The organism is Streptomyces sp. NBC_01257 (assembly GCF_035917255.1).
Lineage (GTDB): Bacteria > Actinomycetota > Actinomycetes > Streptomycetales > Streptomycetaceae > Streptomyces.
This window is the reverse complement of sequence record NZ_CP108472.1, coordinates 5,700,404-5,725,500: the sequence shown is the minus strand read 5'-3', so window position 1 is coordinate 5,725,500 and position 25,097 is coordinate 5,700,404. Positions and strand designations below refer to the sequence as shown.

The following is a 25,097-nucleotide window of genomic DNA, read 5'->3' as shown; positions in this document are numbered from 1 at the left end:
GAGGTCCCTCACGGACCACCGGGCCGTCCGGTGACAATGGGGGCATGGAGATTCTGTGGTTCCTGCTCGCGCTGTGCCTGCTCGCCGCGGTCGTCGGCCCCTATGTGCGGCGCCGCCGGGGCGGCATCCGTCAGGTGGCGCCCGGTTCGCCCGACGCCGCCGATCCGGACACCTACGGCTTCGTGCGCCAGGAGGAGCTGGACATCCGGATGCCGGGCCCCGACCAGGATCTCCTCGACGTGCTCGATGTCGTCCAGCACACCCAGGAGTGGCGGGCCGCGTCCCAGCTGCTGTCCGGGACGCCGAAGGAGGGCGAGGTGCGGTGGCAGCGGGTGCAGGCCTTCGCCGGGGCCGCCTCCCTGGAACTGATGCAGCGGCCGGGCGTCGGCGGGGCGTGGCTGCGCAAGTGGCGGGCCGAGGCGCCGAAGGACGCGGGCGGCGCGGCCGTGCACGCGGAGTTCCTGGTCCAGCAGGCGTGGCGGTCGTCATCGGCGGGGACGGACGACTTCCGGATCATCCTGGAGGAGGCGCGTACGGTCGTCGGCGAGGCGGCCCTGCTGGCGCCGGGCGACCCCGTCCCGTATCTCGTGGAGCTGGCCGTCGCCCGTGGACTGGGCTACTCGCACGAGGAGTTCGACCAGCTCTGGGCGAAGATCATCGACCGGGCCCCGGCCCACATGGGCGCGCACATCGCGGCGCTGCACTTCTGGTGCGAGAAGTGGCACGGCTCCCGCGAGGAGGCGGACCGCTTCGCCACCGCGGCGGCCGCCCGCGCCCCGCAGGGCTCGCTGCTGGCGGCGCTGCCGCTGTTCGCGGTGTACGAGCACCTGCCCGAGGTGAATCTGGTCCAGGGCTTCTACCGCGGCCTGGTGGTGACGAAGGCGGTCGAGGGCGCGATGTTCGCGGTGCACGCGGCCCGCGCCGACGACCCGATGCTCGCGCACGTCCGCCATCTCCTGGTGCTGTTCCTGGTCCGGATGGAGCGCTGGTCCGAGGCGATGAACCAGCTGGTCCACATCGACGGCCACGTCGGCGCGCTGCCGTGGACGGAGAACTCCGACCCGGCCGCCGAGTACGCCGTGTACCGGGCCCTGGCGGTGGCCGGCTACGAGGCGAACGGCGGCAGCCCGGCGACGCTGCCGCAGTAGCCGCGAACCGCGACGGCCGCCGCTGTGCGACCGTGGAAGCGACGCGCCCCTGATTCCCCTGCGATGAACGGTGTTCCCGTGACACGACTGATACCCCTGATCCTGATCGGCCTCGGCCTCTACTTCTGGTTCAAGGCCCGCAAGCGGGCCGCCGCCTACGTCGAGGACGCGGAGTCGGACGGCGGCGCACCGCGCCGCTGACCTCCGGCGGAGGAATCCGCGGTGGCCCGGGGGCGTTGCAGTGACAGCACCCCGACCCAGGAGGAGCCCCGTATGTTCCTGCACCGCCGCACCCCGCAGCTCCCCACCCCGGAGGAGGCCCTGCGCGGCCGCACCACCCCGGAGTTCACCGTCCCGTCCCGCCACACGGTCCTGGGCAACGCCCTGCTGGGCCCGTACCCGGAGGGTCTGGAGGTCGCGGACTTCGCGATGGGCTGTTTCTGGGGCGCCGAGCGCACGTTCTGGCGGCAGGACGGCGTCTGGACGACGCTCGTCGGCTATCAGGGCGGCTATACGGAGAATCCCGCGTACGAGGAGGTCTGCTCGGGCCTGACCGGGCACACCGAGGCGGTACGCGTGGTCTTCGACCCGAGGACCGTGACGTACGCGCAGCTGCTGAAGCTCTTCTGGGAGTCCCACGACCCGACCCAGGGCTTCCGCCAGGGCAACGACGTGGGCACCCAGTACCGCTCCGCCGTGTACACCCACTCCCCCGAGCAGGCCGCGGCCGCTGCGGCGTCCCGCGAGACGTACCAGAAGGCCCTCACGGGCTCCGGCCACGGCGTGATCAGCACGGAGATCCTGCCCGCCGACGGCCGCCAATTCTGGCCCGCGGAGCCGGCCCACCAGCAGTACCTGGACAAGAACCCGGCGGGCTACTGCGGGATCGGCGGCACGGGTGTCTCGTGCCCGGCCGGGGTGGCACCGGCGGCGCGGGGCTGAGCCGGTTACCCTCGCACCGACGTGAACGGTGAACGGCGGGGTGGGGGCACCATGCGCGAGAACGGCACGGACGGACCGGCGGTCCCGTCCCTGAGCGGACATCCCTGGCGGGCGGCCAACGAGGCCCTGGCGTTCCTCGTGGAACTGGCCGCGCTGGCCTGCCTGTTCGGCTGGGGGTTCAGTCTCGGGGACGGACTGGCCCTCCAACTCCTGCTGGGAGCCGCAGTGCTGGCCGTAGCCATCACCCTGTGGGGCCTGTTCGCCGCACCCCGCGCCCGGATCCGGCTGCCGGTGGCCGGTGTGCTGGCGGTCAAGACCGTGGTGCTCGGCGGCGCCGCCCTCGCCCTCCACGGGGTGGGGCACCCCGTGGCGGCCGTGGTCATGGCCGTCGTGGTGGTGGCGAACACGGGGCTGCTGGAGACGTTCCGGCGACGGCCGGCACCTGCCCGGTAGGTGCCGGCCGCGCTCCTCGGATCAGACGGAGTCTGATCCGGCCGGACGGGTCAGATCAGCCCCTGCGCCAGCATCGCGTCCGCGACCAGCTCGAAGCCGGCGATGTTCGCGCCGGCCACGTAGTTGCCGGGGCTGCCGTAGCGCTCCGCCGTCGTGTAGCAGGACTCGTGGATGTGGCGCATGATCTCCGCGAGCCGCTCCTCCGTGTGCGCGAAGGTCCAGGAGTCGCGCGAGGCGTTCTGCTGCATCTCCAGGGCGCTGGTGGCCACCCCGCCCGCGTTGGCCGCCTTGCCGGGGGCGAAGGCCACGCCCGCTTCCTGGAGGACGCGGACGGCCTCGGGGGTGGTGGGCATGTTGGCGCCCTCGGCGACCGCCTTCACGCCGTTGCGCACGAGGGTCAGCGCATCGGCCTCGTGGAGTTCGTTCTGCGTGGCGCAGGGCAGGGCCACATCGCAGGGGACGTTCCAGACACCGGTGCCGGGGACGAACACGGCTTCGCCGCCGCGGCGTTCGGCGTACTCGGAGACGCGGCCGCGGCGGGCCTCCTTGATCTCCTTGAGCAGGGCGAGGTCGATGCCCTTCTCGTCGACGATGTAGCCGTCGGAGTCGGAGCAGGTCACCACGGTGGCGCCGAGCTGCTGCGCCTTCTCGATCGCGTAGATCGCGACGTTGCCCGAGCCGGAGACGGCGATGCGCTGGCCGTCGAGGGACTCGCCGCGGCTGCGGAGCATCTCGGCGGTGAACAGGACGCAGCCGTAGCCGGTGGCCTCGGTCCGCACCAGGGCGCCGCCCCAGCCGAGACCCTTTCCGGTGAGGACACCGGACTCGAAGCGGTTGGTGATCCGCTTGTACTGGCCGAAGAGGTAGCCGATCTCGCGGCCGCCCACGCCGATGTCACCGGCGGGGACGTCGGTGTACTCGCCGAGGTGGCGGTGGAGTTCGGTCATGAACGACTGGCAGAACCGCATGATCTCGGCGTCCGAGCGGCCCTTCGGGTCGAAGTCGGAGCCGCCCTTGCCGCCGCCGATGGGCATGCCGGTGAGGGCGTTCTTGAAGATCTGCTCGAAGCCGAGGAACTTCACGATGCCGAGGTTGACCGAGGGGTGGAAGCGCAGCCCGCCCTTGTACGGGCCGAGCGAGCTGGAGAACTCGACCCGGAAGCCGCGGTTGACGTGGATGTCGCCGGAGTCGTCCGACCACGGCACGCGGAAGATGAGCTGGCGCTCCGGCTCGCATATGCGCTCGATGATGCGGGCGTCCACGAACTCCGGGCGCCGGGCCAGCACCGGGCCGAGCGTCTCCAGGACCTCCCGGACCGCCTGGTGGAACTCCTTCTCGCCCTGGTTGCGGCGGAGGATCTCCGCGTACAGCGGCTCGATGACACGGTTCTCGGCGGTGTGCGGCGTTGCGGAGTCAGGGGTGGCCGTCATCTGATCAAGACCTTCCGTGGTCGGCTCATGCGCGAAGGCGCCCCCGTCCCGAGGGGCACCGGGTCCTCCCTCGCCGTCGAGGGCGTCGCCCGACATCACGCATACCGTGCCCACGAAAGCGACGTACAGGACCGTTGTGGCGTATCGAGTGTCCCAGTGGGGCCACGGGATGCTCCACGGCATCCACATGGTGATCTCCGCCGGCCGGGCGCGTAAAGGGCGCGATGGCCTTGCCCCTGGGCGGTTCCGCCGGTTTGGGGCGGGGTCGCCCATCGCCCGAAGTGGTGAACCTCACAGGGCGGGACGGGCGGTTGTGAGGTGCCCGGGCGGGGGCGGCGAGGTTCCGCATCGGCCCTCGCGGCGGCCGCACTCCCGCCTCCGTCGCGCGGGAAGAACGGGAAGGTGTGCGGTCCGGGCCCGCCGTGACGGGCAATCAGACATGATTCCGTCATGACGACATCGCGGGGGCACCGCAGCGGCCGGGTTCCTCATACTCCTTACGGGCCACCGCCGTTGACCGAGGGTCCCCGGCTCGGTTACGGGTATCCGGGACCCTCGTACGGCGCGGGCAGGACCGGGCCGCGCACACCGCCCCGGGCGGGCGAGATGCGCCGCTATCTCGCCGTGGGGCTCGACTGCTATCTCTGCCTGGTCGTCAGCGGGTTACTCGTCCGGCCCCATGTGGACTCGGCGACCGTTCCCCAGGTCGCCGGTCTGCTGGTCGGGCCGGTGCTCGTCCTGTCGTTCCTGAACCAGGTGGTGCTCACCGCACTCGTCGGGGCGGGCGCCGGGAAGCTGATCATGGGGATACGGGTGGTGAGCCTGCCGGACGTGGGCCGCCCCGGCCCCGGGCGGCTGGTGCGCAGATGGCTGTACGGGCTGTGCTGGCTGCCGCTGCAGCCCTGGTACGGGGTGCGCGCCCACCTCGCCAGGTCCGGCGGCGAGGGCGGTCCCGGCCACCGGGCGGGCCACGAGGACAACGTCGCGCACCCCGACCCCGCCGGGCTGCGCCAGGTCCGCCGCAGCGATCTGGCGGCGCACCGCCGGGCCGTGGCCGGGCGGACGGTCTGAACCCTCCCGCCGGCGGGACGGGACCGGGGCCTCCCGTCCCGGCCGGAACGGAAGACCCCGGTACGTGCCGCCGGGTCAGGCGGCGGCGTTCTCCGTGATGGTGACCTTGCCCTTGCGGATCGTGGCGAGCCGCGGGGCGCGGCGGGCGATCGAGCTGTCGTGGGTGACCATGATGAAGGTGAGCCCGTGCTCCTTCCACATGGTCTCCAGCACCTCCATGATCTCGTCGCGCATGGACTCGTCGAGGTTGCCGGTGGGTTCGTCGGCGAGCAGCACCTTGGGCTGCTTGACCAGGGCCCTGGCGATGGCCACCCGCTGCTGCTGACCGCCGGACATCTCGCCGGGCAGATGGCCGAGCCGTTCGCCGAGCCCGACCGAGTCGAGCGCCTCGGCGGCTCTTCTGCGCCGCTCGGACGCCTTGCCGCCGAGCGGTACGAGGGCGGTCTCGACGTTCTCCTGGGCGGTGAGCGTCGGGATGAGGTTGAAGCTCTGGAAGACGAAGCCGATGTTCTCGGCGCGGACCTTGGTGAGCTTGGCCTCGCTGAGCTTCGCGAGGTCCACCCCGTCGAGTTCGATGCTGCCGGCCGTGGGACGGTCCAGTCCGCCGAGCATCTGGAGCAGCGTGGACTTGCCGCCGCCGGTGGGGCCCTGGATGACGAGGCGGCCGCCGTCCTCGATGGTCAGGTCGACGCCGGCGAGTGCGTGGACGGTGGACTTGCCGCGCGTGTAGTGCTTGGTGACGCCTTGAAGCGTGTACATGGGTCAGCTCCTGCTGGACGGTGATCGCGGATCCCGGGCGGACGCCTCGCGGATCGCGGGTCGCCGGGGTACGGGGTACGGAATGCCCGGGTTCGGGGCATCCCGCGGCGGGCTACTCGACGCGGCGCAGCGCGTCCGCGGGGCGCAGCCGGGAGGCGCGCCAGCCGCCGAAGGCGCCCGCGATCAGCCCGCCGGCGACGGCCAGCACGACGGCGATCAGGATGACCGAGAGGGAGACGGGTGCGGTCAGCGCGATGTCGAGCGCCTTGGAGGCGGTCTGGCGGCCGGGGCCGCCCATCATGCCGCCGCGGCCGCCGCCCGCGCCGCCGCCCGAGGAGCCGAGCTGGGCGGTGAGGGTGGGGCTGACGGCGGTGACGGCGTAGGCGCCGGCGAGGCCGACCGCGATGCCGAGGACGCCGCCCATCAGGCCGTTGACGAGGGCCTCGCCGATGACCTGGCGGGTGACCCGGCCGCTCTTCCAGCCGAGCGCCTTGAGCGTGCCGAACTCCCGGACGCGGCGGCTGACCGCGGAGGAGGTGAGGAGTCCCGCGACCAGGAAGGCGGCGATGAGCACGGCGATGGAGAGCCACTTGCCGACGCTGGACGCCAGGTCGGACGCCGTGGACAGGGAGCCGGACACGGTGTCCGCGAGGTCGGCGGACGTGGTGACCGTGGTGCCCGCGATGTTCTTCTGGATCACGGACTTGACGCTGTCGATCTGCTGCGAGTCCGCGGCCTTGACGTAGACCGTGGTGACCTTGTTCTTCGAGTCGGAGAGCGTCTGCGCCTGCTGGAGCGGGATGTAGAGGTTGGCGGCCGCGTCGCCGCTGTCGGCCGTGGAGACGCCCACGATGGTGAACTCGGTGCCGTGGACCGTGACCGTCTTGCCGGTGGCGAGCTTCTTCTCCTTCGCGTACGCGGCGTCGACGACGGCCACCTTCGCGTTGGTCTCGGTGCTCTTGAACGTACGTCCCGCGGTGATCTTCGACGAGGTCAGCGGGCCGAGGTCCTGCTTGGTGACGTCGGTGCCGTACACCGTGTAGGAGTTGACGTCGAAGGAGGCGCCGCCGCCCTGGACCTCGCCCTGCGGCTGGCCGGTGCCGCCACCGGGGCCGCGGCCCTGGGCGGTGCCGCCCTGCTGCTTGAACTCACCGCGCTTGAACTGGCCGTCGACCTTCATGACGGTCAGGCTCAGCCCGCCGACGGCGTCGGCGACCCCGGTCTGCCGGTCCACCTCGCCGACGGTGGTGGAGGCGAGCGTCTGGAAGCCCTGGACCATGACCCGGTCCGTGCTCTGGGTCGAGTCGTCGTCGCTGCCCTTCGCGTCGAACTCGAACCTGGGGCGCTCCGTGGCGGAACCCGGAGCTGCGGCGGCCTTGGTGACCGTCATGTCCGTGCCGAGGCCGTACAGCGATTCCAGGACCTTGTCCTGGGCCTTGCTCATGCCCGAGGAGACCGAGCTGACGATGATGACCAGCGCAATGCCGAGGGCGAGCCCCGAGGCGACGACGAGCGCCGCCTTTCTGCGGCGGCGCAGCTCGCGCCGGAGGTAGGTGAAGAACATGGCGTGAGGTTAGGGAGCGCTTGTGATGGTGGGTTAAGGCCGGGATGAGAGCGGCATGAGAACAGCCGCGAACGCCGCAGGCGGCGGCTCCGGGATCCGTGGGGATCGCGGAGCCGCCGCCTGGGTACGGGGCTCGGGGCCGGTCGGGGTCCTGCCCGGGGTGAGGAGGACGCGGCCGGTCGGGTCAGCCCTGGGAACCCGCCGTCCACTGGGCCCAGCTCAGGTTCCAGCCGTTGAGGCCGTTGTCGGGCTGGATGGTCTTGTCCGGGGAGTTCTTGACGATGACCACGTCACCGATCATGGAGTTGTTGTAGAACCACGCGGCGGGCGCGCCCGGGTCACCGGCGCCCTTGGTGTCGGCGAGGCCGACGCAGCCGTGGCTGGTGTTGGCGCTGCCGAAGATGGACTTGGCGCCCCAGTAGTTGCCGTGGATGAAGGTGCCCGACGTGGACAGCCGCATGGCGTGCGGCACGTCCTTGATGTCGTACTCGCCCTTGCCGTCGTCGTCGGTGAAGCCGACCGTCGAACCGTCCATCCGGGTCTCCTTGAACTTCTCGGAGATCACCATCTGGCCGTTGTACGTCGGGTTGTCCGACGAACCGGCCGAGATCGGGATGGTCTTGATCGTCTTGCCGTTCTGCGTGACGGTCATCGTGTGCGTCTTGGCGTCCACGGTGGAGACCTGGTTGCGGCCGACCTTGAAGGTGACCGTCTTCTGCTGCACGCCGTACACGCCGTCCGCGCCCTCGACGCCGTCCAGCGCCAGCTTCAGCGTGACGGTGGAGCCGCCCGTCCAGTAGTCCTGGGGGCGCAGGTCCAGGCGCTGGGAGTTGAACCAGTGGCCGACGACCTGCTGGCCGCTGCTGGACGTCACCGTGATGCCGGCCTGGACGGCCTTCTGGTCGGTGATCGCCTTGTTGAAGTTGATCGAGACGGGCATGCCGACGCCGACGGTGGAGCCGTCCTCGGGGGTGAAGTTCCCGATGAAGCTGTTGGCGGGCGACACGGTGGTGAAGGAGGAGTTCTCGTGCGCCTCGCGGCCCTTCGAGTCCTGCGCCGTCGCGTTGATCTTGTACGTGGTCGAGCGCTCCAGCTGGGCGGCCGGCTGCCAGCTGGTGCCGTCGGCGGAGAGCGTGCCCTTGACGCTCTCTCCGGCGGAGGTGGTCATGGTGACGACGGTCAGCTTGCCCTTGGCGACGGTGACCTTGGCGTCGTTGTTGATGCTCGCGTTGGTCGCGCCGTTCTTCGGCGAGATCGCTATCTGCGCCTCCGAGGCCTCCTCGGCCGCCGCCTTGTCGACCTCGGCCGCCTGCGACTTCTTCGAGCTGTCGGGGCTAGGGCCGCCCTTGTCGCCGCCGTCGCTGCAGGCCGAAAGCACCAGCACGCCGCCGAGCAGTGCGGACGCGGCCATGAGGCCCTTGCGCCGCTTGCTGTCCGTCATCACACGCTTCTCCATCGTTGCCGAAATCCCCAAAAACCCCGAGCAAGGCCGTCGACCGGCGATACCCCGTCAATATTCCAAGAACACCCGGAACGGATGCCCCGTTCCATATCCGTCCCGGATGTGGGGAACACCACTCATCGACGCGGTGGCGGCGGCGGTGGTTCCCGCCGTTGATCATCTATGTGCTCCGCCGGTGCACGACCCGGTTGTACAGCACTTCCGAGGCCCGGATCCACCGGTCGTCACGCACACCGGCCCCGGCCCGCCGGGAGCGGGCCGGGGCCGGTGTCTCCACCCGCTAGGCCCGCCGCTCCGTGCTGCCGTCCTTGTCGTCCTCCTCCCCATTGTGCGGGACGCCGAAGGCGCTCTCGTCGTCGTCCTCATCGTCCTGACCGTCGTCGAGGTCCCATCCGTCCGGGTCCTCCGGGTCGTAGTCGATGGTCTCGCTGCTCCAGGAGGCCTGGGTCAGCTCGACCCCGGGCACCTCACTGACCAGGTCGAACGGGTCGATCAGCGAGGCGAGGGCCTCCGCACCGTCTTCCCGTACGGCGGTCTCGGCATGCGTGCGTTCCTCGGCGGACTCGCCGCCGGGCTCCCCGTACTCCGCCGCGAGGCTCTCCAGGGCGGTCCCGCTCAGGGCGTCGGCGTCCGTGATCTCCAACACCATTTCGACCCGAAGGCGAACGAATCGTGATGACTCAGATGTGCTCATGAGGCGGAGCGTAAGCTCCCGGCCGCCACGGCTTTCCTACGACCCGCTGCGTTCATTAGCATCGGCGCACAGGCCTGAGAGGGACCGGGCGACCGGGGCCCCTTCAACTCACGGCTGTCACAAGGGGGATCGATTCCGTGGCCATCACCCGCCGTCCGCTGCTGACCGCCACCGCCGCGGCAACGCTGCTGTGTGCCCTGTGGTTCGTCCCGTCCGCCAACGCGACCGGCGACGCCGCCACCGCGTCCGGCGCCGCCGTCACGGACGCCCCCGGCAGAACGGGTCCGGGCGCCACCGCGCTCGCCGACACCGGGACCGGGTTCGACACGACGCCGTATCTGATCGGCGGCATGGCGTTCCTGGGCATGGGAGCCGGCTTCGTCACCTACTCGGCCCGTCGCACCGGCCCGCAGCCGGCCGTCTGAGCGGTAAGCGAAAAGCGGCCGCCGGGTCCGTCCGGTGGCCGCTTCCGCGCAGGTCGGGCGGTCAGGCCAGCGGCCCGGTGACCGGCTCCACCGCCGCGACGAGCCTGCCCGCCCGGACGAAGGCGTCCGCCGCGGCCAGGTCGGGCGACAGGAAGCGGTCCGGCCCCGGGCCCTCGACGCCCGCGGCCCGCAGCGCCTCGATCGCGGCCAGCGAGGCGGGCGCCGGGGTCAGCCCCTGGGCGGCGCGCAGCTCGACCGCGCGGGTCGCGGCGTACAGCTCGACGGCGACGATCCGGGCGAGGTTGTCGACGGCGGTACGGAGCTTGCGCGCGGCCGACCAGCCCATGGAGACGTGGTCCTCCTGCATCGCGGAGGACGGGATCGAGTCCGCGGAGGCCGGGACGGCGAGCCGCTTCATCTCGCTGACCAGGGCGGCCTGGGTGTACTGGGCGATCATCAGGCCGGAGTCCACACCGGCGTCGTCGGCGAGGAACGGCGGCAGTCCGTGCGAGCGGTTCTTGTCCAGCAGCCGGTCGGTGCGGCGCTCGGCGATCGAACCGAGGTCGGCGGCGACGATCGCCAGGAAGTCCAGGACGTACGCGACCGGCGCTCCGTGGAAGTTGCCGTTGGACTCCACCCGGCCGTCGGGGAGGACGACGGGGTTGTCGACGGAGGAGGCCAGTTCGCGGTCGGCGACGGTCGCGGCGTACGCGAGGGTGTCCCGGCCCGCGCCGTTGACCTGGGGCGCGCAGCGCACCGAGTAGGCGTCCTGGACACGCGGCGCGTCGTCCTGGTGGTGACCGGTGAGGCCCGAACCGGCCAGCACCCGCAGCATGTTGTCGGCGCTCGCGCCCTGGCCGGGGTGCGGGCGGATGGCGTGCAGCTCGGGGGCGAGGACCTTGTCCGTGCCGAGCAGTGCCTCCAGCGAGAGGGCCGCGGTGATGTCGGCCGATGTGTAGAGGCTGCGCAGGTCGGCGAGGGCCATCACGAGCATGCCGAGCATGCCGTCGGTGCCGTTGAGGAGGGCGAGGCCCTCCTTCTCGCGCAGCTCGACCGGGGTGATGCCGTGGGCGGCGAGGAGCTCGCCCGCGGGGCGCACGGTCCCGTCGGGGCCCTCCGCGTCGCCCTCGCCCATCAGGGTCAGCGCGCAGTGGGAGAGCGGCGCCAGGTCCCCGGAGCAGCCGAGCGAACCGTACTCGTGAACGACGGGTGTGATCCCGGCGTTGAGTACGTCCGCCATGGTCTGCGCGACCTCGGGGCGGACGCCCGTGTGGCCGGAGGCGACCGTCTTGAGCCGCAGGAACATCAGCGCCCTGACGACCTCGCGCTCGACCCGCGGGCCCATGCCGGCGGCGTGCGAGCGGACGATGTTGCGCTGGAGCTGCGCGCGGAGCTCCGGGCTGATGTGACGGCTGGCGAGCGCGCCGAATCCGGTCGAGACGCCGTAGACCGGCTCGGGCTTGGCGGCGAGCGCGTCCACGATCTCGCGGGCGGCGGCGAGGGCGGTCACCGCGGCGGCGGAGAGTTCGACACGGGCGTTGCCGCGGGCCACGGCGATGACGTCCTGAGCAGTGGTACCGGACGTCCCCACCACGACTGTATGCATATCCATATTCAGAAGCGTACGGATTGAAACCCTTCATGTCACTAGTGGTCGCCGGGTTGACCCCTTACCGGTCCGGTCCCTCGCCGGGCCGGTTCCCCCGCAGCCGGCGGCGGTCGTGCGGGGATCCGGGCGGGGAGTCCGCCAGCCGGATGACCTCGCCGTCACGCCCCGCCACGACGGGTCTCGTGGAGCGGGCCGCCTTCGCCCGGTACTGGGCGGCGTCCGCCAGCCGGAAGAGCCGCCGCGCGGAGACCACCGGACCGATCGGGTCCCCGGTGGACGCCATGCCGCACGCGACCCCGTTGCCGAACTCCAGCTCCCCGGCCCGCTCGCAGAGCTCGGTGGCCACCGCGATCACCTCGTCCGCCCCCGGACCCAGGGCCAGCAGACAGAACTCGTCCCCGCCGAGCCGGGCAGCCAGCGCCCCGGGCAGCATGGCCCCACACCGGGAGAGCACCGAGCCGAAACGTTCCAGCAGCCGGTCACCGACGGCATGCCCATGGGTGTCGTTGACCCGTTTGAGCCCATTGAGATCGCAGACGACCAGGCTCACCACCGAACCGTCCGCCCGGTGGCGCTCCACCGCCTCGTCGAGGCGGATGTCGACGGCCCGCCGGTTGGCGAGGCCGGTCAGCGGGTCGGTGAAGGCGAGCTTGCGCACCTCCTCCAGGCGCTCCGTCTGGGAGATCCCGGCGGCGACGACCGCGGCGAGCACGGTGGCGAAGTCCGCGTCCGGGCGCCCGAACACCGGCTCCCCCACCCGCCGGGCCACATAGAGCTCGCCCCAGGCCCGCCCGTGCAGCACGATCGGCGCGACCACACAGCAGCCGCGCCCGCGCCGGCGCAGGGCCGCCACCCGCTGGTGGGAGTAGCCGTGCCCGGCCGCACCCGGCCCGTCGTCCGCCGGCTCCGGCTCGACCGGTCCGTCGGCGGTCTCCACCCAGGCGTCCGGCTCACCGCCCCCGGCCCACCGCTCATGGAGGAATTCGGTGATCTCCGGGAACTGGTGCACCGGATACGTCTCCTCGTCGGGGAACTCCTCCTCCCCCTCGGCCCGCTCGCCCGCGTTGACCAGGACCTTCAGCCGGCCCCGCCCGCGCTCCCAGACCGACAGCGCGGCGAAACTGCCGCCCAGCGCCTCGCACGCCCCCAGGGCCGCCGCCCGCCAGCACCCCCGCGGGGTGTGCGCCGCCGCCATCGCCTGCGCAAGCGAAACCACGGCCCGCAGCCGCGCATCGTCACCACCCATCACCCCAGCTTATGTAGGTTTGTGGTGATTTGATCAGTTTACAGCCCGGATCATGCGCGGTGCGTCGCCGAAGGAACACGGAAAGTCACCATCGGCTCACTCCCCGGGCCAGTTCGGCTTCCGCTTCTCGTTGAACGCGGCCACCCCCTCGGCCCGGTCGCCGGAGAAGGCCACCGACCGCCACGCGGAGTCCTCGACGTCGAGGCCGGCCCGCAGATCGAGCCCGTGCCCGAGCCGCAGCGCCCGCTTGGCCGCCCGCAGCCCCACCGGGGAGTTCGCCGCGATCCGCCCGGCGAGCGCCAGCGCCTCGGTCCGGTCCTCGCCGTCCGCGACCAGCTCGTCGACCAGACCCAGCTCCCGCGCCTCGTCCGCCGCCACCCGGCGGGCGGTGAAGATCAGCTCGGCGGCGCGCGCCGCCCCGATCCGGCGCGGCAGCAGCTGGGTGCCGCCGCCGCCCGGGATGACCCCGACCGACACCTCGGGCAGCCCCACCAGCGCGGTCCCGTCGGCGACGATCAGATCGCAGGACAGGGCCAGCTCGAACCCGCCGCCGAGCGCGAAGCCGTGCACCGCGGCGATCGTCGGCATCGGCAGTTCGAGCACGCCGGTGTAGGCGGCCCGTGCGGTCGGCCGCTGGCGCACCAGGTCGGCGTCGGTGAAGGAGTTGCGCTCCTTGAGGTCCGCGCCCACGCAGAAGGCCCGCTCGTGGCTGGACGTGAGGACGGTGACCCGGACGTCGGGGTCGGCGGCGAGCGCGGCGCAGGCGGCGGCGATCGAGCGGGCCATGTCCGTGGACACCGCGTTCATGGCCCCGGGCCGGTCGAGCACCAGCTCGGCGACGTGCTCCAGGCCCTCGTGGCCGCGTACGACGACGAACTCCCCGAACCGCTGCTCGGACGTGACGGTCATGGCTGCACCCCTGTCGGTTAACGAGCGTTACCGGAGGGATCCTAGGGCTCCGCCCCCGCAGGAGGTCAGGGGGCGGTCAGGACGTGCCGCGACGGGCCAGCAGCCAGGGTTCGACGATGCCGAGTCCGCGCACCGGGCGCTGCCACATCGGCTGCAGCCCGTAGCGGTACCTCGGCAGCGGGGGCGGCTCCTCGCCGTCCGCGCGCGCCTTCTCGGCCCGCTCGGCGGCGGCCGCCGCGTCCTCCGCGGCCTGGGCCTCGGAGACCGGCGCGTCCCCGGTCCTGGTCAGCTCCTCGGCGAACGCCCCGTCCACCAGGACGGCGTCCTTCGGAGCTATCGACGTCAGCCGGCTGGCGAGGTTCACCGTGGTGCCGAAGACATCGCCCATCCGGGTGGTGACCGTGCCGAACGCGATGCCGACGCGCAGTGCCGGCATCGTCTCGTCCAGCGTCATGGCCTCGACCAGGCGCAGCGCGATCTCGGACGCGGTGCCCGCGTCGTCGGCGGCGAAGAGGACCTCGTCGCCGAGGGTCTTGATGAGCCGGCCGCCGTGCGCGGCGACGAGGTCGGCGCAGGTGGTCTCGAAGGACTCGACGAGCTCGCCGAGCTCCTCCTCCTCCAGCCGGCGGGTCAGCCGGGTGAAGCCGACGAGGTCGGCGAAGCCGACGGCCAGGCGCCGGTCGACCATCTCCTCGTCGTCCGCCGCCTGCACGACCCGGCCGGTGGCGGCGGCGAGCTGGCGCCGCCACACGTACACCAGGAACTCCTCCAGCTCCGGCAGCAGCAGTTCGATCAGGGGATACGTGACCTCGGTCCGGGTCATGCCCGGCTCGGGCGGCTCGGTGAGGCCCTCCAGGAACGAGTCGATCTGCCATTCCGCCAGCCGGGCGGTGGTCTGCCCGGTCGACCTGGCCACCTGGATCGCCATCGGCTCGCTGAGCAGCCCGGCCTCGACCAGACCGGACAGCCGGCGCAGCGCCAGCACGTCCGCCTCGGTCAGCGCCTTGGCCTGGCCGATGTCGGCGAAGCCCATGGCCCGCCAGAACCGGGACGCGAGATCCATCGAGACGCCCGCGGTGCGGGCCGCCTGGAACGGGGTGTAGCGCCGGTCGGCGCCCAGGATCAGCTGTTCCAGCCTGATCGCGAGGGGGTCGTCGGTCGGCTCGGCCGTGTGGTCGACTTCGTGATGCGGTGTCGCGTGGACCGAGGAGTCCGACGAGGGCTCGTCGCCCGCGCCGGAGGTCGTGTCGTCGACGGTCACCAGCCGCCTCCTGCCCGTTCCCTGCGCACTGCCCTGCCGATCTGTCGGTGGATCGCCTCAACGATACGGCAGGTGTGCCCTACCTCACGTCGTCGAGGCGTTACCCGGACGGTTCGTGGCGTGGCGCCGGGTCGGCCGCCGCTCAGGTCAGCCCGCCCGCCGCCCCTCGCAGGTGCACGATGTCGCCCGCCGACACCGGTTCGCGCAGGCCGTCGCCGGTGGACAGGACCAGGCGCCCGTCCCCGTCGATCGCCACCGCCTCCCCGGTGAGCGTGCGGTCGCCGGGCAGCTGGGCCCGTACGGTCCGGCCCAGGGTCGCGCAGCCCGCCGCGTACGCCTCCTGCAGCCCGCTCGCCGCCGCGTCGCCGTCGGCCGCGCGCCACTGCCCGTACCACTGCTCCAGCGAGCGCAGCACGCCCCGGAGCAGCGTCTCGCGGTCGGTGGAGACCGCTCCGGCCAGGGCGAGCGAGGCGGCGGTGGGTGCGGGCAGCTCGTCCTGGCGCAGGGAGACGTTGAGTCCGATGCCGATGACGACGCCGTCGCCGGCCCGCTCGGCGAGGATGCCGCCCGTCTTGCGCTCCTCGCCGGGTGGGGTCTCCCCTGGACGGAGCTCGTCGGAGCCCTTGGGGACGGTGACGAGCAGGTCGTTGGGCCACTTGAGCGCGGTGTCGACGCCTGCCGAGCGCGCCAGGCCCGTCGCCGCTGCGACCCCGGCGAGCAGCGGCAGCCAGCCCCAGCGCTGTACCGGTACGGCGCCGGGCGTCAGGTAGACGGAGAAGAACAGGCCGGAGCGGGCCGGGGCGGTCCAGGTCCGGTCCAGGCGTCCGCGGCCCGCGGTCTGCTCCTCCGCGACCAGGACGGTGCCCTCCGTGAGGGAGGCCGCGCGCGCCGCGAGATCGGAGTTGGTGGAGCCGGTGCTGTCGACGACGTCCAGGGCGGTCCACAGCCCGCCCGGCACGAGGAGCCCGCGGCGCAGCGCGGGGACGTTCAGGGGCGGCCGGTCCAGGTCCGACCAACGGCTCTGTGGCGCATCCGAAGGTGTCATGCAAGCCACCCTAGGTGTGTCAAACGACGCACTGCCGAACGGTATCCGCGCCGATACGCTACGGATCAGTAGCCGTTCGGCGCTGCGGACCCTCAGCCGTTCATCCGCTGATCAGCAGCGCAGTCGTCCCCGTGACCAGGCAGGGAGCCGCCACCCGATGTCCGAGCCGGAAGAGACCGACATCCACACCACCGCGGGCAAGCTCGCGGACCTGCAGCGCCGTATCGACGAGGCGACCCACGCGGGTTCCGCCCGCGCGGTGGAGAAGCAGCACGCGAAGGGCAAGCTGACCGCGCGCGAGCGGGTCGATCTGCTGCTCGACGAGGGTTCCTTCGTGGAGCTCGACGAATTCGCCCGGCACCGTTCGACGAACTTCGGCATCGAGAAGAACCGGCCGTACGGGGACGGTGTCGTCACCGGCTACGGCACGGTCGACGGCCGCCCCGTCTGCGTGTACTCGCAGGACTTCACCATCTTCGGCGGCTCGCTCGGCGAGGTCTACGGTGAGAAAATCGTCAAGGTGATGGACTTCGCGCTGAAGACCGGCTGTCCGGTCATCGGCATCAACGACGGCGGCGGTGCGCGCATCCAGGAGGGTGTCGCGGCACTCGGCCTCTTCGCGGAGATCTTCCGCCGCAACGTGCACGCATCGGGTGTGATCCCGCAGATCTCGCTGATCGTCGGACCGTGCGCGGGCGGCGCGGTCTACTCCCCCGCGATCACCGACTTCACGGTCATGGTCGACCAGACCTCGCACATGTTCATCACCGGACCCGACGTCATCAAGACGGTCACCGGCGAGGACGTCGGCTTCGAGGAGCTCGGCGGCGCGCGCACCCACAACACCACCTCGGGTGTGGCCCACCACATGGCGGGCGACGAGAAGGACGCCATCGAGTACGTCAAGTCGCTGCTCTCCTACCTCCCGTCGAACAATCTCTCGGAGGCCCCGGCCTTCCCGGAGGAGGCGGACCTCGCGGTGAGCGACGAGGACCGCGAACTCGACACGCTGATCCCGGACTCGGCGAACCAGCCGTACGACATGCACACCGCGATCGAGCACGTGCTGGACGACGGTGAATTCCTGGAGACCCAGGCCCTGTTCGCGCCGAACATCCTCACCGGCTTCGGCCGCGTGGAGGGTTATCCGGTCGGCATCGTCGCCAACCAGCCGATGCAGTTCGCCGGCTGTCTGGACATCAACGCGAGCGAGAAGGCGGCCCGGTTCGTCCGCACGTGTGACGCGTTCAACGTGCCGGTGCTGACGTTCGTCGACGTGCCGGGCTTCCTGCCGGGTGTCGACCAGGAGTACGGCGGCATCATCCGCCGCGGCGCCAAGCTGATCTACGCGTACGCGGAGGCGACCGTCCCGCTGATCACGGTGATCACCCGCAAGGCGTTCGGCGGCGCGTACGACGTCATGGGCTCCAAGCACCTGGGCGCCGACATCAACGTCGCCTGGCCGACCGCGCAGATCGCCGTCATGGGCGCGCAGGGCGCCGTCAACATCCTGCACCGCCGCACGATCGCCGCCGCCGAGGATCAGGACGCCACCCGCGCCGAGCTGATGGCGGACTACGAGGACGCGCTCCTCAACCCGTACGTGGCGGCCGAGCGCGGTTACGTCGACGCGGTGATCATGCCGCACGAGACCCGCGCCCAGGTGGTGAAGGGGCTGCGGCAACTGCGCACCAAGCGGGAGTCGCTGCCCCCGAAGAAGCACGGCAACATCCCCCTCTAGAAAGGGTCCTGGCCATGATCAAGGTCGTACGGGGCAACCCGACCCCGGAGGAGCTGGCCGCCGCACTGGCGGTGGTCCGGGCGCGCGCCGCTGCGGCGTCCGCCGTGTCGTCCGGCGCACCGGAGCTGCCCGCCCAGTGGTCCGACCCCGGCCGGCTGGCCCGGCGCGGCCACCACCTGCCGGGGCCGCGCGCCTGGGCGCGCACGTACTGGCCCGGGTAGGGCGTGCGGCGGCGGTTGAGTACGCGTACTCAGGCGCCGCCACCGCATCCGCAGCAGGATCGGATCATGTTGTGGTCCGATCCTGAGAACAAGCCGCCGAAGGAACTGCGCGACGCCCAGGACATGATGCGTCGCGTGGGACTCGTGCTCGCGCTGGCCATGGTGATCGCGATGTTCGCGCTCGGGACCCGATGAGGGGTCCGGGGCCCGCTTTGTACGATGGCGCCCATGACTGATCCCGCATCCCGTCGCCTCGTACTCGCCTCGCAGTCACCCGCCCGGCTCGGCCTGCTGCGGCAGGCGGGGTTCGCGCCCGAGGTGATCGTCAGCGGGGTCGACGAGGACGCGCTGAGCGCCCCCACACCGGCCGAGCTCGCCCTCGTGCTGGCCCGGGCCAAGGCCGCCGCCGTGGCGGGGCGCCCGGAGGCCGCGGGCGCACTGGTCATCGGCTGCGACTCGGTGCTCGAACTGGACGGCGAGGCGCTCGGCAAGCCCGCCGACGCCGAGGAGGCCACGGCCCGCTGGAAGTCGATGCGGGGGCGCGCCGGGGTCCTGCAGACGGGGCACAGCGTGATCGACACCGCGAGCGGGCGCACCGCCTCCGCGACGGCGTCCACGACGGTGCGCTTCGGCGAGCCGACGGACGCCGAGGTCGCCGCCTACGTGGCCTCCGGCGAACCGCTCCACGTCGCGGGTGCCTTCACCCTCGACGGGCGGTCGGCCCCGTTCGTGGACTCCATCGACGGCGACCCGGGCAATGTCATCGGGCTCTCGCTGCCGCTGCTGCGCCGGCTGCTGGGCGAGCTGGGGATCCAGGTCACCGACCTCTGGGTCTGAGGCCGGCGGGCCGGTTCCCGGGTCAGGCGGGGGCCGGGGACGCGGGCTGCTCGGGCTCGGCGGCGGTGGCCGGCGCCTCGTCCGCGGAGCCGTACGCCACCAGCGTCAGCACGATCAGGCCGAGCACCACCATCATGAACACGAAGGCCGTCCAGCCGACCAGACCGACCGTCAGCGCGCCCAGCACACCGTGGATGACGGCGCAGCAGATGAGCACGATGCGGGCGGCGCGGCCCGGGGCCCGGTCGCGGATGCCGGTCAGCAGGAGCAGCACGCCGCACAGGACCAGGAACAGTCCGGAGACGCCGCCCAGCACCCAGGTGCCCTTGGACATGACGCCGGGGTCCGTGCCCGCCAGGGACATGTCCTGGTTCTTCACCACCGTCCCCAGGACCACGTTGATGATCACGATGCCCACGGCCTCCGCGAACAACACCAGCGCGGCTATGACTGCCACCGGCCTGCGCACCACGGCGCTCACCCCCTGTTACCTGCAGTACGTGCGATAGCGCGGACCCTACTAACGGGTAATGCTCCGGACAAGGGGTTCGACCGGTCTTCGCGCCCCCGTCCGCCCCAGGAGTGCGCCCCCCTTGTACGAGCCCTCGTGCGTCGGGCAAAGAATGTGACGCCGCTTAGTAGGAAGTCCACAAAGAAACACCGGGCGTCGCTGCCCGTACCGACAGAGACCTGGACCACACCTCGTGGCTACTGTGCGGTTATGAATCCCGGCGTACCGTGGTGCCACAAGGGATTTCGCGACTCGAGCAAGCCTCGCATCACACTCCGTGTGGGCAAGCTCACCATTGGGGACGGGTCGTAAGGCCGTGTCGGTTGTCCCTAAACTCAGCTTGTTTCAAGGAGGGAGCCATCGTGCGCAAGGTGCTCATCGCCAACCGTGGCGAAATTGCTGTCCGTGTTGCCCGCGCTTGCCGGGATGCGGGTATCGGGAGCGTGGCCGTCTACGCAGACCCGGACCGCGACGCTCTGCATGTGCGTGCGGCCGACGAGGCATTCGCGCTGGGCGGTGACACCCCGGCCGCCAGTTATCTGGACATGGCCAAGGTGCTCCAGGCTGCCAAGGACTCCGGGGCGGACGCGATCCACCCGGGTTACGGCTTCCTCTCGGAGAACGCCGAGTTCGCCCAGGCCGTGCTGGATGCCGGGCTGACGTGGATCGGGCCGCCGCCGCAGGCGATCCGGGACCTCGGTGACAAGGTCGCCGCCCGTCACATCGCCCAGCGCGCCGGCGCCCCGCTCGTCGCGGGCACCCCCGACCCGGTCGAAGGCTCCGCCGAGGTCGTCGCCTTCGCGAAGGAACACGGTCTGCCGATCGCGATCAAGGCAGCCTTCGGCGGTGGCGGACGCGGACTCAAGGTCGCCCGCACGCTGGAGGAGATCCCGGAGCTGTACGACTCCGCGGTCCGTGAGGCCGTCGCCGCGTTCGGCCGCGGGGAGTGCTTCGTCGAGCGCTACCTCGACAAGCCCCGCCACGTGGAGACCCAGTGCCTGGCCGACACCCACGGCAACGTGGTCGTCGTCTCCACCCGCGACTGCTCCCTCCAGCGCCGCCACCAGAAGCTCGTGGAGGAGGCCCCGGCCCCCTTCCTGTCCGAGGCGCAGAACGCGGAGCTGTACGCGGCGTCGAAGGCGATCCTCAAGGAGGCCGGCTACGTCGGCGCCGGCACGGTCGAGTTCCTCGTCGGCACCGACGGCACGATCTCCTTCCTGGAGGTCAACACCCGCCTCCAGGTCGAGCACCCGGTGACCGAGGAGGTCACCGGCATCGACCTCGTGCGCGAGATGTTCCGCATCGCCGACGGCGAGGAGCTCGGCTACGACGACCCCGCGATGCGCGGTCACTCCTTCGAGTTCCGGATCAACGGCGAGGACCCGGGCCGCGGCTTCCTGCCCGCCCCCGGCACCGTCACCCTCTTCAGCCCGCCGAGCGGTCCCGGTGTCCGCCTCGACGCGGGCGTCGAGACCGGCAGTGTGATCGGCCCGGCCTGGGACTCCCTGCTCGCCAAGCTGATCGTGACCGGTGCGACGCGCGAGCAGGCGCTGCAGCGCGCGGCCCGCGCCCTGGCCGAGTTCAACGTCGAGGGCATGGCCACCGCCATCCCCTTCCACCGCGCCGTCGTCGCCGACCCCGCGTTCACCGCCGACCCGTTCCGCATCCACACCCGCTGGATCGAGACGGAGTTCGTCAACGAGATCAAGCCGTTCGCCGTACCCGCCGACACGGACGCGGACGAGGAGTCCGGCCGCGAGACGGTCGTCGTCGAGGTCGGCGGCAAGCGTCTTGAGGTCTCGCTGCCCTCGTCGCTGGGCATGAGCCTGGCCCGTACCGGTCTCGCGGCGGGCGCCAAGCCCAAGCGCCGCGCGGCCAAGAAGTCCGGCTCCGCGGCCTCCGGCGACACCCTCGCCTCCCCGATGCAGGGAACGATCGTGAAGATCGCCGTCGAGGAGGGCCAGGAGGTCAAGGAAGGCGACCTGATCGTCGTCCTGGAGGCCATGAAGATGGAACAGCCCCTCAACGCGCACCGCGCCGGCACGGTCAAGAGCCTCGCCGCCGAGGTCGGCACCTCGGTCTCCTCCGGCGCCGTCATCTGCGAGATCAAGGACTGATCCCGGGGCTCGGCCGCCCCTCCCGCTCACCGGCGCCCCGCTCATGTCATAGGACGTGACCGGGGCGCCGGTCATGGGGCGGCGGGGCCCAGGCTCCCGGCATTACGGAGGGCACCTCCGGTTGCGCGATGGCATCCTGGACCCCCGGGCGGAAACAGGGAGGACTGCGCAATGTCGATGAGCACGGCACGGACACCGGCCCGTACGCCGGACCGGCCCATGCGCGCCGACGCGCGCCGCAATTACGACCGGCTGCTGACCGAAGCGCGCGGCGCCTTCGCGGAGCACGGCACCGACGCGTCCCTGGAGGACGTCGCACGGCGGGCCGGCGTGGGCATCGGCACGCTGTACCGCCACTTCCCGACCCGGCACGCGCTGATGAGCGCGGTCTTCCAGGAGGCGGTGGCCTCCCTGATCGCCCGCTCCCGCGAACTGGCCGACGCGGAGCAGCCGTGCACCGGTCTGGTGGAGTGGCTGGGTGCGCTCATCACTCATGCGGGTGAGTACCACGGGCTGGCCCAGGCGCTCATGTCGACGTGCCGGGACGAGACCTCGGCCCTGTCGCCGTGCAATGTGCCGTTGCGCGAGGCGGGTTCGGTCCTGCTGGCCCGGGCCCAGCTGAGCGGCTCGGTGCGCGCGGACGTGTCCATCGACGACCTGATGCAGCTGACGAAGGCGATCGCGCTGGCGGCCGAACAGTCCCCGGACGATCCGGGGCTGCCGGGCAGACTGCTGAGCCTGACCCTGCTGGGCCTGAGCACCTCCGGCCCATCAAGCCCCTCCGGCTCCTCAAGCCCCTCCGGCGATTGAGGAGCGGGGGTCCGGGGGCAGAGCCCCCGGCTACCGCCGACGCAGGTCGGCGACCCGCGCCCGATCCCCCTGACCACCCTGGTCAGCCAGCACCGCCGCCCCCCGCAACTGCTGCGCATGCGTCCGCCGCTGCCCCGGCAGGGGCATGTCGCGCCGGGCGACGCCACGGCCCGGCGGTGCGGCATCGACCGAGGCCGGCCCCGTACCCGCGCCGGCCACCGCGATCTGCACCCCCTGGTCCGCCAGGGCCTGCAGCTCCGCGGCCGCCCGGTCGTCGTGACCGGCCGGTTCGTCCGTGACCAGACGGGTGATGAGATCCGTCGGCACGGTCTGGAACATGGTGTCGGAGCCGAGCTTGGTGTGGTCGGCGAGGACCACCACCTCCCCCGCGGCCTGCACCAGCGCCCGGTCCACGCTCGCGGAGAGCATGTTGGACGTGGAGAGTCCGCGTTCGGCGGTGAGCCCGCTCCCGGACAGGAAGGCGCGCGAGACCCGCAGCCCCTGGAGCGACTGCTCGGCCCCACTGCCCACCAGGGCGTAGTTGGAACCGCGCAGGGTGCCCCCGGTCATCACCACTTCCACCCGGTTGGCATGGGCCAACGCCTGGGCGACCAGCAGTGAATTGGTCACCACGGTCAGACCGGGGACCCGCGCGAGCCGGCGGGCCAGCTCCTGCGTGGTCGTACCGGCGCCGACCACAATGGCCTCGCCCTCTTCGACGAGACCGGCGGCCAGGTCGGCGATGGCCGTTTTCTCCGCGGTGGCGAGATGGGATTTCTGCGGAAAGCCGGACTCCCGCGTAAAACCGCCCGGCAAAACCGCACCGCCGTGCCGGCGGTCGAGGAGTCCTTCTGCCTCCAGTGCCCGCACGTCCCGCCGTACGGTCACTTCGGAGGTCTGGACGACGCGGGCGAGCTCACGGAGCGATACCGCCCCGTTGGCGCGCACCATTTCGAGGATCAACTGACGACGTTCTGCAGCGAACACAAAACTGACAGTAACGTGACCGCCCGAGCGTTTTCAGCTGTTTGCGCCGAATAACAGAAGTTGTACACACAAGGGGCCGCCAAGTGGTATAGGCGGCCCCGTTGTTGTTCCGTACTGATCGAACGGCGGTCGGCGGACCGCCTGAGTTGCCGGGAGTTGCCGGGGAATGCCGGGTTGCGGGCGCTCTCCGGGAGGGGTTACCCCTCGCCCGACTGCTTCCGGGTGTGCAACTGACGTGCCACTTCCGCGATCGATCCCGACAGGGACGGGTACACAGTGAAGGCGTTTGCGATCTGTTCCACGGTCAGATTGTTGTCGACCGCGATCGAGATGGGGTGGATCAGCTCGCTGGCCTTCGGGGCGACGACACAGCCGCCGACCACGATGCCGGTGCCGGGCCGGCAGAAGATCTTGACGAAGCCGTCCCGGATGCCCTGCATCTTGGCGCGCGGGTTGCGCAGCAGCGGCAGCTTGACGACCCGGGCGTCGATCTTGCCGCCGTCGACGTCGGCCTGGGTGTAGCCGACCGTGGCGATCTCGGGGTCGGTGAAGACGTTCGACGAGACCGTCTTCAGGTTCAGCGGGGCGACCGCGTCACCGAGGAAGTGGTACATCGCGATACGGCCCTGCATCGCGGCGACCGAGGCGAGGGCGAAGATCCCGGTGACGTCACCGGCCGCGTAGACGCCGGGCGCGCTGGTGCGGGAGACCTTGTCGGTCCAGATGTGGCCCGAGTCCTTGAGCCGGACCCCGGCCTCCTCCAGGCCCATGCCCGCGCTGTTCGGGATCGCGCCGACCGCCATCAGGCAGTGCGAGCCGGAGATGACCCGGCCGTCGGCGAGGGTCACCTCGACCCGGTCGCCGACGCGCTTGGCGGACTGGGCGCGGGAGCGGGCCATCACGTTCATGCCGCGGCGGCGGAAGACGTCCTCCAGGACGGCGGCCGCGTCCGGGTCCTCGCCCGGCAGCACCCGGTCGCGGGACGAGACGAGGGTGACGCGGGAGCCGAGGGCCTGGTAGGCGCCGGCGAACTCGGCGCCGGTGACACCGGAGCCGACGACGATGAGCTCGTCGGGGAGCTCGTCGAGGTCGTAGACCTGGGTCCAGTTCAGGATCCGCTCACCGTCGGGCAGCGCGTCCGGGATCTCCCGGGGGTGGCCGCCGGTGGCGATCAGCACGGCGTCGGCGGTGAGGGTCTCCTCGGTGCCGTCGGCCGCGGTGACGACGACCTTGCGGGAGCCGTCGGCGGCCTGGAGGCCCTCCAGCCGGCCGCGCCCGCGCATCACGCGTGCACCCGCACGGGTGACGGAGGCGGTGATGTCGTGGGACTGGGCGAGCGCGAGGCGCTTCACCCGCCGGTTGACCTTGCCCAGGTCCACGCCGACCACCCGCGCCGCCTGCTCTATGTGCGGCGTGTCGTCCGCGACGATGATGCCGAGCTCCTCGTACGAGGAGTCGAAGGTGGTCATCACCTCTGCCGTCGCGATCAGGGTCTTCGAGGGCACGCAGTCGGTGAGCACGGACGCGCCGCCGAGGCCGTCACAGTCGACGACGGTCACCTCCGCGCCGAGCTGGGCGCCCACCAATGCCGCCTCGTACCCGCCGGGTCCGCCGCCGATGATCACGATCCGGGTCACGAAAAGTCCGCCTCGCGTTTCTCGTCCCACGGCCGTCTGCTGTCCCGGCCGGGGTCCGGGGGGCCGCCCCGGGGGAATGCAGTACGTACTTCATTGTCCCGCACGCGCCAAGGTGCTTCGCCCCGGGGCCCTCCATACGGGCACCGGGGCGCCCGTGGCACGGAATGCGGACGGTGAATCCGGCGTCCCGGACGGCTGTCTTCCGCACCGGAACCGAC

25 protein-coding genes are annotated in these 25,097 nt (G+C 71.6%); 12 read left to right on the top strand and 13 right to left on the bottom strand.

What is annotated here, in order from left to right; genetic code table 11:
* The first annotated feature begins 44 nt into the window (after positions 1–44).
* The 4 genes from OG408_RS24965 to OG408_RS24950 all read left to right on the top strand — a co-directional run bounded on the left by OG408_RS24965 (position 45) and on the right by OG408_RS24950 (position 2,543).
* A complete protein-coding gene (locus OG408_RS24965; protein WP_266782070.1) occupies positions 45–1,148 on the top strand; it encodes a hypothetical protein in 1,104 nt (367 codons plus the stop codon).
* 78 nt (positions 1,149–1,226) lie between these two features.
* Positions 1,227–1,349 (top strand): hypothetical protein, encoded by a 123-nt coding sequence (locus OG408_RS24960; RefSeq protein WP_266782068.1) that lies wholly within the window; start codon positions 1,227–1,229, stop codon positions 1,347–1,349.
* A 72-nt stretch (positions 1,350–1,421) separates the two neighbouring features.
* Positions 1,422–2,090, top strand: a complete 669-nt coding sequence (gene msrA / locus OG408_RS24955; protein ID WP_285564751.1) for a peptide-methionine (S)-S-oxide reductase MsrA — start codon at positions 1,422–1,424, stop codon at positions 2,088–2,090.
* A gap of 51 nt (positions 2,091–2,141) precedes the next feature.
* A complete protein-coding gene (locus OG408_RS24950) occupies positions 2,142–2,543 on the top strand; it encodes a YrdB family protein (protein WP_442806062.1) in 402 nt (133 codons plus the stop codon).
* A 50-nt stretch (positions 2,544–2,593) separates the two neighbouring features.
* On the opposite strand, the gene gdhA is transcribed toward OG408_RS24950, so the two are convergent.
* Entirely contained in the window at positions 2,594–3,973 is a 1,380-nt protein-coding gene (gdhA, locus tag OG408_RS24945; RefSeq protein ID WP_266782064.1) for an NADP-specific glutamate dehydrogenase, read from the bottom strand.
* 450 nt (positions 3,974–4,423) lie between these two features.
* On the opposite strand from gdhA, the gene OG408_RS24940 reads away from it, so the two are divergent.
* Positions 4,424–5,044: an RDD family protein gene (locus tag OG408_RS24940; RefSeq protein ID WP_326672036.1), complete on the top strand. Its 621-nt coding sequence runs from the start codon at positions 4,424–4,426 to the stop codon at positions 5,042–5,044.
* A 75-nt stretch (positions 5,045–5,119) separates the two neighbouring features.
* Here the strand turns inward: OG408_RS24940 and OG408_RS24935 are convergent, their stop codons facing one another.
* The 4 genes from OG408_RS24935 to OG408_RS24920 all read right to left on the bottom strand — a co-directional run bounded on the left by OG408_RS24935 (position 5,120) and on the right by OG408_RS24920 (position 9,523).
* On the bottom strand, positions 5,120–5,803 hold the full coding sequence (locus tag OG408_RS24935) for an ABC transporter ATP-binding protein (protein ID WP_266782062.1): 684 nt from the start codon (positions 5,801–5,803) through the stop codon (positions 5,120–5,122).
* A gap of 112 nt (positions 5,804–5,915) precedes the next feature.
* The gene (locus tag OG408_RS24930; RefSeq protein WP_326672034.1) at positions 5,916–7,367 is read right to left on the bottom strand and encodes an ABC transporter permease; all 1,452 of its coding nucleotides are present in this window, start codon (positions 7,365–7,367) and stop codon (positions 5,916–5,918) included.
* Between the two features lie 184 nt (positions 7,368–7,551).
* Positions 7,552–8,808 (bottom strand): L,D-transpeptidase, encoded by a 1,257-nt coding sequence (locus OG408_RS24925; protein ID WP_266782058.1) that lies wholly within the window; start codon positions 8,806–8,808, stop codon positions 7,552–7,554.
* A 301-nt stretch (positions 8,809–9,109) separates the two neighbouring features.
* Positions 9,110–9,523 carry a hypothetical protein gene (locus OG408_RS24920; protein ID WP_285564753.1) on the bottom strand — a complete coding sequence of 138 codons (414 nt, stop codon included), beginning with the start codon at positions 9,521–9,523 and terminating at the stop codon, positions 9,110–9,112.
* A 137-nt stretch (positions 9,524–9,660) separates the two neighbouring features.
* Here OG408_RS24920 and OG408_RS24915 point away from each other — a divergent pair, with 137 nt between their 5' ends.
* The gene (locus OG408_RS24915) at positions 9,661–9,948 is read left to right on the top strand and encodes a hypothetical protein (protein ID WP_326672030.1); all 288 of its coding nucleotides are present in this window, start codon (positions 9,661–9,663) and stop codon (positions 9,946–9,948) included.
* 61 nt (positions 9,949–10,009) lie between these two features.
* On the opposite strand, the gene hutH is transcribed toward OG408_RS24915, so the two are convergent.
* The 5 genes from hutH to OG408_RS24890 all read right to left on the bottom strand — a co-directional run bounded on the left by hutH (position 10,010) and on the right by OG408_RS24890 (position 16,018).
* Positions 10,010–11,560, bottom strand: a complete 1,551-nt coding sequence (hutH, locus tag OG408_RS24910; RefSeq protein WP_266782052.1) for a histidine ammonia-lyase — start codon at positions 11,558–11,560, stop codon at positions 10,010–10,012.
* Positions 11,561–11,618: 58 nt separating this feature from the next.
* Positions 11,619–12,803, bottom strand: coding sequence for a GGDEF domain-containing protein (locus OG408_RS24905; protein WP_266782050.1), 1,185 nt, complete (start codon positions 12,801–12,803; stop codon positions 11,619–11,621).
* 96 nt (positions 12,804–12,899) lie between these two features.
* Entirely contained in the window at positions 12,900–13,712 is an 813-nt protein-coding gene (locus OG408_RS24900; protein ID WP_266782048.1) for an enoyl-CoA hydratase/isomerase family protein, read from the bottom strand.
* 76 nt (positions 13,713–13,788) lie between these two features.
* Entirely contained in the window at positions 13,789–14,973 is a 1,185-nt protein-coding gene (locus tag OG408_RS24895; protein WP_285564756.1) for an adenylate/guanylate cyclase domain-containing protein, read from the bottom strand.
* A 142-nt stretch (positions 14,974–15,115) separates the two neighbouring features.
* Positions 15,116–16,018 (bottom strand): biotin--[acetyl-CoA-carboxylase] ligase, encoded by a 903-nt coding sequence (locus tag OG408_RS24890; protein WP_266782044.1) that lies wholly within the window; start codon positions 16,016–16,018, stop codon positions 15,116–15,118.
* Positions 16,019–16,175: 157 nt separating this feature from the next.
* Between OG408_RS24890 and OG408_RS24885 the strand changes: the two genes are divergently transcribed.
* From OG408_RS24885 to OG408_RS24870, 4 genes are all read left to right on the top strand, one after another.
* On the top strand, positions 16,176–17,759 hold the full coding sequence (locus OG408_RS24885) for an acyl-CoA carboxylase subunit beta (protein ID WP_266782042.1): 1,584 nt from the start codon (positions 16,176–16,178) through the stop codon (positions 17,757–17,759).
* Between the two features lie 14 nt (positions 17,760–17,773).
* Positions 17,774–17,980: an acyl-CoA carboxylase epsilon subunit gene (locus tag OG408_RS24880; RefSeq protein WP_266782040.1), complete on the top strand. Its 207-nt coding sequence runs from the start codon at positions 17,774–17,776 to the stop codon at positions 17,978–17,980.
* A 66-nt stretch (positions 17,981–18,046) separates the two neighbouring features.
* A complete protein-coding gene (gene mmpB, locus OG408_RS24875) occupies positions 18,047–18,175 on the top strand; it encodes a morphogenic membrane protein MmpB (RefSeq protein WP_266782038.1) in 129 nt (42 codons plus the stop codon).
* A 24-nt stretch (positions 18,176–18,199) separates the two neighbouring features.
* Complete coding sequence (locus tag OG408_RS24870) at positions 18,200–18,817, top strand: nucleoside triphosphate pyrophosphatase (protein ID WP_326672024.1); 618 nt, start codon at positions 18,200–18,202, stop codon at positions 18,815–18,817.
* Between the two features lie 22 nt (positions 18,818–18,839).
* Here the strand turns inward: OG408_RS24870 and OG408_RS24865 are convergent, their stop codons facing one another.
* The gene (locus OG408_RS24865; protein WP_266782034.1) at positions 18,840–19,298 is read right to left on the bottom strand and encodes a hypothetical protein; all 459 of its coding nucleotides are present in this window, start codon (positions 19,296–19,298) and stop codon (positions 18,840–18,842) included.
* A 392-nt stretch (positions 19,299–19,690) separates the two neighbouring features.
* On the opposite strand from OG408_RS24865, the gene OG408_RS24860 reads away from it, so the two are divergent.
* Together OG408_RS24860 and OG408_RS24855 are read left to right on the top strand one after the other, a co-directional pair.
* Complete coding sequence (locus OG408_RS24860) at positions 19,691–21,445, top strand: acetyl/propionyl/methylcrotonyl-CoA carboxylase subunit alpha (protein WP_266782033.1); 1,755 nt, start codon at positions 19,691–19,693, stop codon at positions 21,443–21,445.
* Positions 21,446–21,616: 171 nt separating this feature from the next.
* A complete protein-coding gene (locus OG408_RS24855; RefSeq protein WP_285564759.1) occupies positions 21,617–22,255 on the top strand; it encodes a TetR/AcrR family transcriptional regulator in 639 nt (212 codons plus the stop codon).
* A 30-nt stretch (positions 22,256–22,285) separates the two neighbouring features.
* Here OG408_RS24855 and OG408_RS24850 read toward each other — a convergent pair whose 3' ends face one another.
* Together OG408_RS24850 and OG408_RS24845 are read right to left on the bottom strand one after the other, a co-directional pair.
* A complete protein-coding gene (locus OG408_RS24850; RefSeq protein WP_266782029.1) occupies positions 22,286–23,242 on the bottom strand; it encodes a DeoR/GlpR family DNA-binding transcription regulator in 957 nt (318 codons plus the stop codon).
* Between the two features lie 197 nt (positions 23,243–23,439).
* Positions 23,440–24,879 carry an NAD(P)H-quinone dehydrogenase gene (locus OG408_RS24845; RefSeq protein WP_266782027.1) on the bottom strand — a complete coding sequence of 480 codons (1,440 nt, stop codon included), beginning with the start codon at positions 24,877–24,879 and terminating at the stop codon, positions 23,440–23,442.
* Positions 24,880–25,097 lie beyond the last annotated feature (218 nt).

What these genes read in the sequence shown, in the direction of transcription:
- OG408_RS24965 (WP_266782070.1), top strand. Translation starts at nt 45, where the DNA reads ATGGAGATTCTGTGGTTCCTGCTCGCGCTGTGCCTGCTCGCCGCGGTC.
- msrA (WP_285564751.1), top strand. Translation starts at nt 1,422, where the DNA reads ATGTTCCTGCACCGCCGCACCCCGCAGCTCCCCACCCCGGAGGAGGCC.
- OG408_RS24950 (WP_442806062.1), top strand. Translation starts at nt 2,142, where the DNA reads ATGCGCGAGAACGGCACGGACGGACCGGCGGTCCCGTCCCTGAGCGGA.
- gdhA (WP_266782064.1), bottom strand. Translation starts at nt 3,973, where the DNA reads ATGACGGCCACCCCTGACTCCGCAACGCCGCACACCGCCGAGAACCGT.
- OG408_RS24940 (WP_326672036.1), top strand. Translation starts at nt 4,424, where the DNA reads ATGACGACATCGCGGGGGCACCGCAGCGGCCGGGTTCCTCATACTCCT.
- OG408_RS24935 (WP_266782062.1), bottom strand. Translation starts at nt 5,803, where the DNA reads ATGTACACGCTTCAAGGCGTCACCAAGCACTACACGCGCGGCAAGTCC.
- OG408_RS24930 (WP_326672034.1), bottom strand. Translation starts at nt 7,367, where the DNA reads ATGTTCTTCACCTACCTCCGGCGCGAGCTGCGCCGCCGCAGAAAGGCG.
- OG408_RS24925 (WP_266782058.1), bottom strand. Translation starts at nt 8,808, where the DNA reads ATGACGGACAGCAAGCGGCGCAAGGGCCTCATGGCCGCGTCCGCACTG.
- OG408_RS24920 (WP_285564753.1), bottom strand. Translation starts at nt 9,523, where the DNA reads ATGAGCACATCTGAGTCATCACGATTCGTTCGCCTTCGGGTCGAAATG.
- hutH (WP_266782052.1), bottom strand. Translation starts at nt 11,560, where the DNA reads ATGGATATGCATACAGTCGTGGTGGGGACGTCCGGTACCACTGCTCAG.
- OG408_RS24905 (WP_266782050.1), bottom strand. Translation starts at nt 12,803, where the DNA reads ATGGGTGGTGACGATGCGCGGCTGCGGGCCGTGGTTTCGCTTGCGCAG.
- OG408_RS24900 (WP_266782048.1), bottom strand. Translation starts at nt 13,712, where the DNA reads ATGACCGTCACGTCCGAGCAGCGGTTCGGGGAGTTCGTCGTCGTACGC.
- OG408_RS24890 (WP_266782044.1), bottom strand. Translation starts at nt 16,018, where the DNA reads ATGACACCTTCGGATGCGCCACAGAGCCGTTGGTCGGACCTGGACCGG.
- OG408_RS24885 (WP_266782042.1), top strand. Translation starts at nt 16,176, where the DNA reads ATGTCCGAGCCGGAAGAGACCGACATCCACACCACCGCGGGCAAGCTC.
- OG408_RS24880 (WP_266782040.1), top strand. Translation starts at nt 17,774, where the DNA reads ATGATCAAGGTCGTACGGGGCAACCCGACCCCGGAGGAGCTGGCCGCC.
- mmpB (WP_266782038.1), top strand. Translation starts at nt 18,047, where the DNA reads ATGTTGTGGTCCGATCCTGAGAACAAGCCGCCGAAGGAACTGCGCGAC.
- OG408_RS24870 (WP_326672024.1), top strand. Translation starts at nt 18,200, where the DNA reads ATGGCGCCCATGACTGATCCCGCATCCCGTCGCCTCGTACTCGCCTCG.
- OG408_RS24855 (WP_285564759.1), top strand. Translation starts at nt 21,617, where the DNA reads ATGTCGATGAGCACGGCACGGACACCGGCCCGTACGCCGGACCGGCCC.